General features: G+C 67.1%; 10 protein-coding genes. All 10 read right to left on the reverse strand.

All coding sequences use genetic code 11. The annotated features are described in order from the left end of the window. Positions 1-30: 30 nt before the first annotated feature. The gene (locus DFR39_RS06685) at positions 31-819 is read right to left on the reverse strand and encodes a DUF2189 domain-containing protein (protein ID WP_133602758.1); all 789 of its coding nucleotides are present in this window, start codon (positions 817-819) and stop codon (positions 31-33) included. Positions 820-891: 72 nt separating this feature from the next. Beyond that, on the reverse strand, positions 892-1,389 hold the full coding sequence (lspA, locus tag DFR39_RS06690) for a signal peptidase II (protein WP_133602759.1): 498 nt from the start codon (positions 1,387-1,389) through the stop codon (positions 892-894). 12 nt (positions 1,390-1,401) lie between these two features. Beyond that, the gene (gene ileS, locus DFR39_RS06695; protein ID WP_133602760.1) at positions 1,402-4,230 is read right to left on the reverse strand and encodes an isoleucine--tRNA ligase; all 2,829 of its coding nucleotides are present in this window, start codon (positions 4,228-4,230) and stop codon (positions 1,402-1,404) included. 75 nt (positions 4,231-4,305) lie between these two features. Continuing rightward, positions 4,306-5,340 carry a bifunctional riboflavin kinase/FAD synthetase gene (locus tag DFR39_RS06700; protein WP_133602761.1) on the reverse strand — a complete coding sequence of 345 codons (1,035 nt, stop codon included), beginning with the start codon at positions 5,338-5,340 and terminating at the stop codon, positions 4,306-4,308. A 29-nt stretch (positions 5,341-5,369) separates the two neighbouring features. Continuing rightward, on the reverse strand, positions 5,370-7,118 hold the full coding sequence (locus DFR39_RS06705; RefSeq protein WP_162849446.1) for an ATP-binding protein: 1,749 nt from the start codon (positions 7,116-7,118) through the stop codon (positions 5,370-5,372). A 237-nt stretch (positions 7,119-7,355) separates the two neighbouring features. Beyond that, positions 7,356-8,096, reverse strand: coding sequence for a pseudouridine synthase (locus DFR39_RS06710; RefSeq protein ID WP_133602763.1), 741 nt, complete (start codon positions 8,094-8,096; stop codon positions 7,356-7,358). Positions 8,097-8,127: 31 nt separating this feature from the next. Continuing rightward, a complete protein-coding gene (locus DFR39_RS06715; protein ID WP_162849447.1) occupies positions 8,128-9,126 on the reverse strand; it encodes a P1 family peptidase in 999 nt (332 codons plus the stop codon). Beyond that, entirely contained in the window at positions 9,113-10,225 is a 1,113-nt protein-coding gene (locus DFR39_RS06720; RefSeq protein WP_133602765.1) for an acyl-CoA dehydrogenase family protein, read from the reverse strand. The genes DFR39_RS06715 and DFR39_RS06720 overlap by 14 nt, the downstream gene beginning before the upstream one ends. 17 nt (positions 10,226-10,242) lie before the next feature. Further along, positions 10,243-11,442, reverse strand: a complete 1,200-nt coding sequence (locus DFR39_RS06725) for an acyl-CoA dehydrogenase family protein (RefSeq protein WP_133602766.1) — start codon at positions 11,440-11,442, stop codon at positions 10,243-10,245. Positions 11,443-11,646: 204 nt separating this feature from the next. Beyond that, complete coding sequence (locus DFR39_RS06730) at positions 11,647-12,498, reverse strand: PEP-CTERM sorting domain-containing protein (protein ID WP_133602767.1); 852 nt, start codon at positions 12,496-12,498, stop codon at positions 11,647-11,649. Positions 12,499-12,547 lie beyond the last annotated feature (49 nt).

Here is a 12,547-nt window from a genome sequence, read left to right on the forward strand (position 1 = left end):
CCCGTCGCTGAGGATTTTTACCGGGCGAGATTACGCCTTGACGGCACTGCGGTAGGCATGCCAACTCGCATGCCCCAGCCAGGGGCCCACCACCAGCAGGCCGGCAAAGCCCGGCAGCATGGCCGCCACGACCAGTACCGTGATCAAGGCACCCCAGAAGAGCATGACCCCGGTTTGCGTCAGCACTAGGCGCAGACTGGTCAGGCCCGCGGTCACCGCATCGGTGGGGCGGTCCAGCAGCATGGGGATGGCGATCACGCTGATGGCGTAGATCAGACCGGCAAACACGGCGCCGACACCCAGATAGGCGACGATGAAGCCCAGGTTCTCAGGGTCCAGCAGCTTCCAGATCGATCCTGCGAAATCGGGCATGCCGTCGAAGCTCACCGCGAAGACCACCAGGGCGGCCCGCCCCCAGATCATTTCCAGCACCAGCAGCACCGCGCCAAACAGGGCCAGCTGGCCCAGACGGGCCTCGAAGGCCAGCAGGGAGTCGCCCAGATCGGGCTGCTCGCCGCGCTCCAGACGCTGGCTGACCTGGTATAGGCCCAGGCAGAGAAAAGGCCCCATCAGCAGGAAGCCCGCCGAGAGCGCCAGCGTGTAGGCCGGGGCATGGCGGAAGACCACCAGCAGGGCCCAGCCCATGGCCACGAAGCACAGGCCGTAGAACAGCGCGATGCCCGGGGCGCGGCGCAGATCGCGCCAGCCGGCCGCCAGCCAGCGCAGCGGATCGCGCCAGCTCAGGGTATTGAGCTCGATGTCGAAGGCCGAGGTGCCGGGTTCGGCCGCTTTGTCGTCGATGGGGTCGGTCGGGGCCATGCCCCAGCGTAAGCGGCCCGGCCAGCTCCGTACCAGCGGGTTAGCCCGGGACTACGGGATGCCTCGGGGGGATCAGCCGCCGCGCCGCACGCGCCGGATCTCGTCCCAGATCAGCAGGACCGCGCCCACGGTGATGGCGCTGTCGGCCACATTGAAGGAGGGGTAGTACCAGCCGGCCCAGTGCAGCTGGATGAAGTCCACCACATAGCCGTGCAGTAGCCGGTCCACCACATTGCCGATGGCACCGCCCATGATCAGGGTGAGTGCGGTGGCAAACAGGGTCTGCTGACCATGCCGGCGCAACATCCAGATGATGAAGATGGTGGCGACCGTACCCAGACCCACGAAGAACCAGCGCTGCCAGCCCGAGGCCCCGGCCAGGAAGCTGAAGGCGGCGCCCGTGTTGTGGACCCGCACGACATTGAAGAAGCTGGTCACATAGCGGCTGTCACCCAGCTGGAAGTGCCCCAGGATCAGGGTCTTGGTGAACTGGTCCAGCAGGATGATGAGCAGGGCAATGCCTAGCCACAGGGGCAGGCGCGGAGAGTTCTTTGCGGAGGAGGATCGCATGTGCAGCTTGCCTCAGGCCACGCAGCGGGTTTCCCCGTCGCCATGCAGATTGCTGTCGCAGCGGCCGCACAGCGCGGGATGCTCGGGATTGATGCCCACATCCTCGCGGTAGTGCCAGCAGCGCTCGCACTTCTGATGGCTGCTCGGTGTGACCTTGATGCTCAGCTCGGCCGCCGCCTCGACGCGCGCCGCCGAGGTGATCAGCACGAACTTCAGGTCATCGCCCAAGCTTTGCAGCAGGGCTAGATCTTGCTCGGGCGCGCCGATCAGCAGCTCGGCCTGCAGGGAGGCTCCGACCTGGCCCTGGCTGCGCAGGTCTTCAATCGCCTTGTTGGCCAGCTCACGGATCTCGCGAACACGCCCCCACTTTGCCAGCAGCGCCGCGTCGGCAGTCGGGAACTGCCAGAAGGTCTCGGTGAAGATGGTCTCACCCCCGTTGAACACCTTCCAGGCTTCCTCGGCCGTGAAGCTCAGGAAGGGGGCCATCCAGCGCAGCATGCCGTTCGTGATGTGCCACAGCGCGGTCTGGGCCGAGCGACGGGCGACGCTCTTGGGGGCCGTGGTGTAGAGGCGGTCCTTGAGCACATCCAGGTAGAAGCCACCCAGGTCCTCGGAGCAGTAGACCTGCAGCTTGGCCACCACCGGGTGGAACTCGTAGCGCTCGAAGTGCGCCAGCACCTCGGCCTGGAACTCGGCGGCGCGGGCCAGGGCGTAGCGGTCGACCTCCAGCAGCTGGTCCAGCGGCAGGGCCTCGGTCGCGGCGTCGAAGTCCGAGACATTGGCCAGCAGGAAGCGCAGGGTGTTGCGGATGCGGCGGTAGCTGTCCACCACGCGGGCCAGGATCTTCTCGTCCAGACCCAGGTCACCCGAGTAGTCGGTGGCTGCCGTCCACAAACGCAGGATCTCGGCGCCCATCTTGTCGGACACGGCCTGCGGTGCAACCACATTGCCCACCGACTTGCTCATCTTGCGGCCCTGGCCGTCCACCACGAAGCCGTGGGTCAGCAGGCCCTTGTAGGGCGCGCGGCCGTACAGCGCGGAGGCGATCAGCAGCGAGCTGTGGAACCAGCCGCGGTGCTGGTCATGGCCTTCCAGGTAGAGGTCGGCCTCGGGGCCTTCGGCATGGGCCGCGCCCGCATGGCTGCCCTTGAGCACATGCTGGAAGGTGGAGCCGGAGTCGAACCACACGTCCAGGATGTCCTGACCCTTGCTATAGGCTTCAGCCTCGGCACCCAGCCACTCGGCCGGGTCCAGCTTGGCCCAGGCCTCGATGCCACCCTGCTCGACCAGCTGTGCGGCGCGCTCGATGAACTCCAGGGTCCGTGGGTGGGCCTCGCCGCTGTCCTTGTGCAGGAAGATGGGCAGGGGCACGCCCCAGCTGCGCTGGCGGGAGATGCACCAGTCGGGCCGGTTGGCGATCATGTCGCGCAGGCGGGCGCGGCCGTTTTCCGGGTAGAAGCTGGTGGCGTCGATCGCAGCCAGTGCGGTCTGGCGCAGGGTCTGGGCCGGGGCCTCGGTGGCGAAGAGGCCGCTGCCCTCGTCCATGCGCACAAACCACTGAGCGGCCGCGCGGTAGATCACCGGCGTCTTGTGGCGCCAGCAATGTGGGTAGCTGTGGGTGATCTTGCTGTGGGCCATCAGGCGGCCGGCGTTCTGCAGGGCCTCGGTGATGACCGGGTTGGCCTTCCAGATGTGCAGGCCGCCGAACAGGGGCAGGCTGGCCTCGTAAGTGCCATTGCCCTGCACCGGGTTCAGGATGTCCTTGAAGGCCAGGCCGTGGGAGATGCAGCTCTGGAAGTCGTCCAGACCGTAGGCGGGTGCGGAGTGGACCACACCGGTGCCGTCGTCGGCCGTGGCGTAGTCGGCGAGATAGACCGGGCTTTCGCGGTCATAGCCCGCATCCACATGAGCCAGCGGATGCTTGAACTTCAGCAGCTCCAGCTTGCGGCCCTGGGTGACGGCGACCTGCTCGCCCTCCAGCTGCCAGCGCGCCAGGCACTTCTCGACCAGGGCCTCGGCCACGACGAAGTAGCCACGCGCGGTCTTGACCAGGGCGTAGGGCAACTCGGGGTTGAGGTTGAGCGCCTGGTTGGCCGGTATGGTCCAGGGCGTGGTGGTCCAGATCACCGTGAAGGCCTCGGCATCCAGCGCGGCCAGGCCGAAAGCTGCGGCCAGCTTGGCCGGCTCGGCGCAGAGGAAGGCCACATCCACGGCCGGGCTCTGCTTGTCGGCGTACTCGATCTCGAACTCGGCCAGCGAGGAGCCGCAGTCAAAGCACCAGTAGACGGGCTTGAGGCCGCGATAGACGAAACCGCGCTCGAACAGGCGCTTGAGCACCCGGATCTCGCCGGCCTCGTTGGCGTAGTCCATGGTGCGGTAGGGCTTGTCCCACTCGCCGAGGATGCCCAGGCGCTTGAAGTCGGCACGCTGACCGTCGATCTGCTCGCCGGCATAGGCGCGGCTCTTGGCCTGCACCTCGTCACGCGGCAGGCCGCGGCCGTGGGTCTTCTCGATCTGGTTCTCGATGGGCAGGCCGTGGCAGTCCCAACCCGGGATGTAGGCCGCATCAAAGCCGGCCAGCTGGCGGGCCTTGACGATCATGTCCTTGAGGATCTTGTTGGCAGCGTGGCCGATATGGATCTGGCCGTTGGCATAGGGCGGGCCGTCGTGCAGCACGAACTTGGGCTGGCCACAGCGTGCGTCACGCAGCTTCTTGTAGATGCCTTGCTCTTCCCAGGCCTTGACCCAGGCGGGCTCACGCTTGGGCAGGTCGCCCCGCATGGGGAAGGGGGTGTCGGGCAGGTTCAGGGTGGAGCGGTAGTCTTTGGCGGCGTCGGTCATGGCGGCAGCAGTGAAGGGCAGAGCCGGAGCGTCTGCGTTGAAGCGTGGGGCGGGGGAGGAGGCGCGCGCAGCGCTTCAAATTCGGTCGCGCGTGGTCTGGCGGCTGACCTTCACATACGAGGCACTGTGCGCGGCCAGGTAGGCACGCGCCTGATCCACGTCGCGGGCAATGGCCGCGCTCAGGGCTGGCAGCCCGTCGTAACGGGCCTCGTCTCGCAGTTTGTGCAGGAGTTCCACGCGCACGATTTTACCGTAGGCCCCATCCCGGCCCAGCGCGGCCGGCCAGTCCAGGCAATGCACCTCCAGCAGGATGCGTCCGGCCTCTTCCACCGTGGGCCGCACGCCCAGGGAGGCCACGCCGCCCAGGGGCTCGTGGCTCAGGCCATGCACGCGCACCGCGTAGATGCCATGGGCGGCCGACTTGCGGTGCGGAAAGCGCAGGTTCAGGGTGCGAAAGCCGTCGCCCGCGCCCGCGCTGGATTCATTGAGCTGGCGGCCCAGCTTCTGGCCATGCACCACATGGCCCGAGATCGAGTAGGGCCGGCCCAGCAGACGTGCGGCGGCTTCCATATCGCCTGCGCCCAGGGCCTCGCGCACCGCCGAGCTGGAGACGCGCAGGCCATGCACCTCGTAGCTCATCATGCGAGCCACATCGAAGCCCTCGCGGGCACCGGCCGCGTCCAGGGTGGCGTAGTCGCCCTGGCGCTTGGCGCCGAAGCGGAAATCGTCGCCCACCAGCACATAGCGCGCGCCCAGGCCCTCCACCAGCACCTGGCGGATGAAGTCTTGTGCGCTAAGCGCAGCCAGGGTCTCGTCAAAGCGCAGCACCACCACCTGGTCGATGCCACAGCGTTGCAGCTCGCTGAGCTTGTCGCGCAGCGGTGCGATGCGGGCGGGGGCCAGCTCGGGCTTGCCCAGGCGCTGGGCGAAGAAGTCACGCGGGTGGGGCTCGAAGCTCAGCAGGCAGCTGGGCAGGCCGCGGTGCTGGGCCTCGGAGCGCAAGAGCGCCAGCATGGCCTGATGCCCGCGGTGCACGCCGTCGAAATTGCCGATGGTCAGCGCGCACGCGGGCGCAATGCCGGGATGGTGGAAACCGCGGAAAACCTGCATGGGCGCCGATTATCTACGGCTGCGGCAGCTCAGGCCGCTTGGGGCTGGCGCAGATGACGCTGCACCACGTTCAAGAGGTCCTGCATCTCGAAAGGTTTGACCAGGTAGTCGTCCATGCCCACCTGCAGGCAGCGCTCTCGGTCGCTGTTCACCGCACTGGCGGTCAGGGCCACGATGGGCAGGGGGCTGAGTCCCTGGCTGCGTTCGTGGGCACGCCAGCTTTGCGTGGTTTCAAAGCCATCCAGCTCCGGCATCTGGCAGTCCATGAGCACCAGTTCATAGGCTTGCCGTTTCATGCACTCCAGGGCCTGCAACCCATCTTCCGCCTGGTCCACGCTCAGGCCGAAGCTCTCCAGCATGGCCCCCGCAACCAGCAGATTCACGGGGCTGTCATCCACCAGCAGCACGCGCCCCGTCAGTCGTGGGAGTTCCCGAACGGCCCTGTCTTCCGGGCCGGGCAGAGACGCCGGCTCACAGGCCTGCATGGGCAGGGTGAACTCGAAGACCGAGCCCTCGCCCGGCTGGGAAGAGCAGCGCAAATCACCGCCCATGGCGCGGGCCAGCTCGCGTGAGATGGTCAGGCCCAGGCCCGTGCCTTCCGGGCGGGGAGATTCAAGCCGGTAGCTGCGCTCGGCCTGCTCGAAGGGCGCGAAGATGCGCTCCATCTGGTCCGCCGGAATGCCCTCGCCGGTATCGCGAACCGCAAATCGCAGCAGGGTGCCGGCGCGCATGTCCAGAACGGCAGCCACCTCGACGCTGACGCTGCCGCGGCTGGTGAACTTGATGGCATTGCCCACTAGGTTGTGCAGCACCTGCTTGATGCGGGCGGCGTCTCCCACCACGCTGTGCGGCAGGGCCGCGCTGTAGTGCAGTTCGAAATTCAGGCCCTTGTCCATGGCGCCGGTGGCCAGCAGCTGGCAGACATCGTCCACGGCCTCACGCAGCGGCAGGGGCTGCGGGACAATGACCAGCTTGCCGGACTCGATGCGTGCCAGGTCTAGGATGTCATTGATCAGGGTGAGCAGATGCCGGCCCGAGCGGCGCAAGATCTGGACTTGTTCGCGCTGCCGTGTTGGCAGCTCGCTGCGCTCCAGCAGCTGGGTGATGCCCAGAATGCCGTTGAGTGGTGTGCGGATCTCGTGACTCATCATGGCCACGAAGCGGCTCTTGCTGTGGCTGTTGCGTTCGGCAGACTGCAGGGCCTGCTCGCGCTGCTCGGCAATCCAGGCGTTCTCGAAGCGCAGGCGCAGCAGCTCCATATGCCGGGCCTGCATGCGACGCGCCTCGAAGACCGACACCCCGAGAAAGAGCCCCAAGCCTGAGGCCACCATCAAGCCCATGCTGCCCTTGGTCAGCAGCTCCAGCAGCATGAGCGGCAGGAAGACCAGGGTCGAGAACAGCAGGTGCGCGGGCCACAAGCAGCTCAGGGAGAAGAGGCTGATGGCACCCAGGCCGATGACCGAGGCCAGCAAAATGCCGTCCAGCCCAGGGATCGTCGGATTGCAGAACAGCCAGCCCATGGCGCCCCAACTCAGCGCATCCAGCGTCAGCAGCAGCAGATATCGCTGCAGCCAGGGTTTGCCGTCAAGTGGGCCGGGTCGTGCACGTTTGAAACGCAGCACATCCGCACAGCGCAGCGCGCAGATCAGCGCGCGAACCCCCAACCAGCTCAGCAGCAAGGCTGCAGAGAAGTGGGGCCACAACCACCACAGCAGGGGGCCGCAGAAAAGCAGCCCCACGATCGTGGGGACCAGGGTCTGGTCGTAAAGGACGGCCAAGCGCTCTGCTCGCACCATGTGTGCGATGCGATCCGCGTGCGCCGTAACTCCTCCATCCTCAATGGATTCGGCGCTCATTAATGTCATCCAGCCAACGACGGAGCCTTCTGTCTCGAAGGCTTCTGCAAGGCAGAGTTTCTACCGCTTCAAGATGACAAGCCGCCTAGGGTGCAACCCTGGTCCGTGGTAAGACCACCTCAGCATGGCCTGGGACATACCCGAATTCTTTGCGCTGGCTCAAGGCCAGATGAGCGCCGGGCTGCTCACCCAGGTCCAGCCCCCCGGTGGCAGATCCTCGGGCAGGCTCAGGGCGCCGAAGCGGGGGCGGTGCAGAGCCTCGACCCGGTTGCCCACGGCAGCCACCATGCGCTTGACCTGGTGGTATTTGCCCTCGGTGAGCGTCAGGCGCAGGCCGTGGCTGTCGTAGGCCTCGGCCGCCTCGGCGCGGGTGAATTCAGGCGGCGGTGCGGGGCGGGCCGGACGGCCGGGGCGCGCCACCGGCTCGGGCTCGCGCAGCTCCACGCCGGCCAGCAGCTGGGCCACCTGCTCGGCGCTCAGGGGGTGCTTGCAGCGGGCCTCGTAGACCTTTGGCACATGGTGCTTGGGGCTGGTGAGCTTGTGGATCAGGGCGCCATCGTCGGTGAGCAGCAGCAGGCCCGTGGTGTCCTCGTCCAGGCGGCCCACCGGCTGCACGCCGCGCTCGCGCAGGGGCGCGGGCAGCAGGCTCATCACGCTGGGGTGGTGCTTGGGCTTTTGCGAGCACTCATAGCCCGCGGGCTTGTTCAGCAGGATCAGAGCCTTCTCGTAATAGGGCCAGGTCTTGCCGCTGACCTCGAACTGCAGGCCCTCGGGCTCGTACTCGGCCTCGGGGTCGTCAACGAGCTCGCCATTGACGCGCACCTCGCCGTGCTGGATCAGGCCGGCGCACAGGCGACGGGTGCCGAAGCCTTGGGAAAACAGGATCTGGGACAAACGCATGGCGCGATTATCCCGCCACGGCCCGTCCCGGCTACGTCAGCTCGCTCACAGCCGGTAGGCCGGGCAGGCCACGGGCGGCGCTCACCCCGCGCAGCACGGCCAGGGCCGTGACTTCGGCCGCCAGCAGGCCCAGCAGGCGCGCATCGGCCTGGACCGCCGTGCCCCCCTGGCGGGCGGTGGAGAGCGCGAAGATCGTGTCCCCATCGCTCACGCTGTGCACCGGGTTGATGCTGCGAGCAAAGCCGTCATGGGCGATCTGAGCCAGCTTGGTGGCGCCGGCCTTGCTCAGGGGGGCGTTGGTGGCGACGATGCCCAAGGTGGTGGCGCTGCCGGAGAGCGGGCCGCCGGGCAGGGGGCGGCCTTGCAGCAGGGCTTGCACCACCCCAAGGGGATGGCCGTCGTCACCGCGGGCCCCGGCGATCAGGCGCCCGTCGGCCGGGTCGTGGATATCGCCCATGGCATTCACCACCACCAGGGCGCCCACCACCAGATCGCCCACACGCAGCGAGGCGCTGCCGACGCCGCCCTTCATGGCGCGCTCGAAACCCAGCAGCTTGCCCACCGTGGCTCCCGCGCCGGCGCCCACGCTGCCTTCGGCTGGCGCGCCGCGGCTGGCGGCCTCGCAGGCGGCGTAGCCGGCGGCGGCATCGGGGGTGATGCGCGGGTTCTCGCCCACCCAGAGGTCAAAGATCACGGCCGCGGGCACGATGGGCACCCGGGCGGGCCCGACGGCCAAGCCATGGTCGCGTTCCAGCAGCCAGCGCATCACGCCGCTGGCGGCGTCCAGACCGAAGGCACTGCCGCCCGAGAGCAGCAGGGCGTGGATGCGCTCCACCGTGTTCTCGGGAGCCAGCAGATCGGTCTCGCGCGTGCCGGGTGCAGCGCCGCGCACATCGACCCCGGCCACCGCACCCTGCTCGCACAAGAGCACGGTGCAGCCGGTGGGGCGCAGCGGGCTGCTCCAGTGTCCAACCCGCAGGCCGGGCACATCGCAGATGCTGCCGCCGCCCGCGGCTTCAGGCAAAGACACCGGCCTGCTCCTGCATGCGGGCGCTGACCTCGGCCAGATGGTGCAGGCTGTCGCCGAACTGCATCTCCATCACCGTGAGGCGCTTGAAGTAATGGCTGCCCACATACTCGTCCGTCACGCCGATGCCGCCATGCAGCTGTGTGCATTGCTGGCCCACAAAGCGCATGGACTGGCCCAGCTGCAGCTTGGCTTGGGAGAGGGCGCGGCGGCGCACCTCGGGCGGCTCGCCCAGCTTGAGCGTGGCGTAGTAGCTCATCGAGCGCGCCAGCTCCAGCAGCATCTTCACATCGGCCATGCGGTGGCGCAGGGCCTGGAAGCTGGCGATGGCCACGCCGAACTGCTTGCGGGTGTTGAGGTAGTCGGCGGTCAGGGCCACGAACTTGTCCATGGCACCCACCGCCTCGGCGCACAGGGCCGCAATGCCCACATCCACGGCCAGCTCCAGCACGGCCTGAGCTTGCTCCGGGCCGACCAGCAGGGTGGCGGGGCTTTGCGCCAGCTGCAGCTCGGCGGCACGCGAGCCGTCCTGCAGGCTGTAGCCGCGGCTGCTCAGGCCTGCGGCCCCGCGCTCCACCAGATAGAGCGCCAGGCCCTGGGGTGTTTGCGCCGGCACGATGAAGGCCTCGGCCACATCGCCGGCCGGCACCAGGCTCTTGCTGCCGCTGAGGCGCCCCTGGGCGTCGACCTGGGTGCGCACCCGGTCGAGCCGGTAGCGCGCGCCGCGCTCCTGATGCGCCAGCACGACGATGGCCTCGCCGCCGGCGATGCGCGGCAGCCAGCGAGCCTGGACCTCGGCCGGCGCCTGGGCCAGCACGGTGGGAGCAATGAGGGCGGTCTGCGCATAGGGCTCGAGCACGATGCCGCGCCCCAGTTCCTCCATCACCACCATGGCGTCCACGGGGCCCTGGCCCAGGCCGCCCTGGTCCTCGGGCACCAGCAGGGCGCTCAGGCCCAGGCCGGCCAGACCTTCCCAGGCGCTGCGGTCAAAGCCGCCGGCCCGCACGATGGCGCGGCGGCGCTCGAAGTCATAGTCCTTGTCCACCCAGCGGCGCACGGCGTCGCGCAGGGAGTCCTGGTCTTCGCTGAAGTCGAAATCCATGGTCTGTATCCCCCGGTTCAGCCGAGCACGGTCTGCGCCACGATATTGCGCTGGACCTCGTTGGAGCCACCGTAGATGGTGGTCTTGCGGTAGTTGAAATAGGTGCCGGCCAGGGGCGCACAGTGCGCGGCCCCGCCCGGCCAGAGCCCGCCCAGGGCTTGATCGCCCTGCCAGCCGGCCTCCATGGCCTCGTGGATATAGGGGGTGGAGAAGGAGCCGCCCGCCAGCATCATCAGCTCGGTGTAGCGCTGCTGGATCTCGCTGCCGCGGATCTTGAGCAGGCCCGCCACGTCCAGCGACTGCTTGCCGCTCTTCTCGGCCGAGAGCACGCGCAGCACCATCATCTCCAGGGCCACGATGTCCACCTCCAGCAGGGCAATCTGGTCGCGGAAGCGGCTGTCCTCATAGACGCCTTCGACCTTGGCAATGCGCTTGAGCCGCTCCAGCTCGCGCTTGGCACGGTTCACATCGGCGATATTGGTGCGCTCATGGGCCAGCAGGTACTTGGCATAGGTCCAGCCCTTGTTTTCCTCGCCCACCAGGTTCTCGACCGGCACCTCGACATTGTCGAAGAAGACCTCGTTCACCTCGTGCTCGCCGTCCAGCATGATGATGGGGCGCACCGTGACGCCGGGTGACTTCATGTCGATCAGCAGAAAGCTGATGCCGGCCTGGGGCTTGACCGTGGGGTCGGTGCGCACCAGGCAGAAGATCCAGTCGCCGTACTGGCCCAGGGTGGTCCAGGTCTTCTGGCCGTTGACGATGTATCTGTCGCCCCGGCGCTCCGCGCGGGTCTTGACCGAGGCCAGATCCGAGCCCGAGCCCGGCTCGCTATAACCCTGGCTCCACCACACTTCGCCGCTCATGATGCCGGGCAGGTGGCGCTGCTGCTGCTCGGGCGTGCCAAAAGCCATGATCACCGGCGCTACCATCACTGGTCCGAAGGGCACGACCCGCGGTGCACCGGCCAGGGCGCATTCTTCCTCGAAGAGATGGCGCTGCACCGCGTTCCAGCCCGGGCCGCCAAACTGCTCGGGCCAGGCCCAGCCATGCCACCCCTGTCTGCCCAGGATCTTGGCCCAACGTTGCAGATCGTTCTTGCTCAGGCGCAGGGCCTTGTGCACCTTGTCACTGATGTCTTGCGGCAGGTTTTCCGCCACCCACTGACGCACCTCAGCCCGAAAGGCCAGCTCCTGCGGTGTGAACTTGAGGTCCATGCGCTCTCCTTGTTGCTGCGCCTTTTGTAGCACGGTCGTGCTATTTGCGCCTGTCCTCTCGGCGACGCGGCAAGCCAGGCGCTTCAGTGGGTGGAACTGCTCGACACTCTTTCAGGATCTGGGCATGAAAAAAGCGACCCGTGGGTCGCTTCTTTTGAACCAGGCACCACCTCGTGAGGCTTGGCCGGCTTTACATGCGCAATATCAGGCCGCCGACTTGCTCTTGCGACGGCGTCCGGCGATCACACCCAGGGCAGCGATGCCCACCAGAGCCAAAGAGGCGGGCTCGGACACCTTGCCGCCCGTGGCTTTGGAGACGGCCAGGAAGGTTTGCGAGCCGCCCAGGGGGCTGGATGCGAAGACCTGGTAGGTGTAGTTGGTTCTGGCGCTGAGATCCACGTTGTTCACGTTACCCCAAGCGTTGTTGGCCGCGCTCGTGACTGCGCTCAAGTAGGCTGCTGCCTGCGTCCGGAATCCGCTGTCGCTGTCCGTGTCACGCAGACCGCCTACATCGATACCGTAGTTGGATTCGGATTCACCCAGAATTGACCAGATGGCGTACTGGAAGGCCGCCGACTTCTGCGCGGTCTTCAGCGAATCTTCGTAAGCATGCGAGTACAGCTCGACCAGATTATTGAGAACCGTGGTCTTGTTGGCTTGCAGGCCGTATTGGGTGCTGGACGAGCCTGTGTTGTAGGAGGAACTCGTATAGGGCGTGGCCGAGAACAAGGCCGTGTAGGTCGGTGTGCCCGAGCCGGTGATGAAGTTGCTGAGCGAGGTCGTGGTGTAGGCGCTGGGCAGATTGGCGCCATTCAGGGGGTCCAGGCAATAAACCCAGAAGGAATTGGCCTTGGTCGAGCTGGTGGACACGCTCATAGCACCCAAGGACACATCGCGGCTCGTCGTGGTGCCGAACTTCAGCCGCTCCGATTCCGTCTTACCGCTACCCGTGCCCCAGTACAGGCTCTGAGCAGCCGCAGGCAGCGCGACACAAGCCGCTGCCGTGAGCAGCAGGGGAGCAAAGAATCGCTGGAACGCAGTGGTCGCGTGAGTCATTTTCGATATCCCTGTGTGGCTTGGTACCGGGCTTTTACGCAGTGTGGCC

This window comes from Roseateles asaccharophilus (assembly GCF_004362405.1).
GTDB classification, from domain to species: domain Bacteria; phylum Pseudomonadota; class Gammaproteobacteria; order Burkholderiales; family Burkholderiaceae_C; genus Kinneretia; species Kinneretia asaccharophila.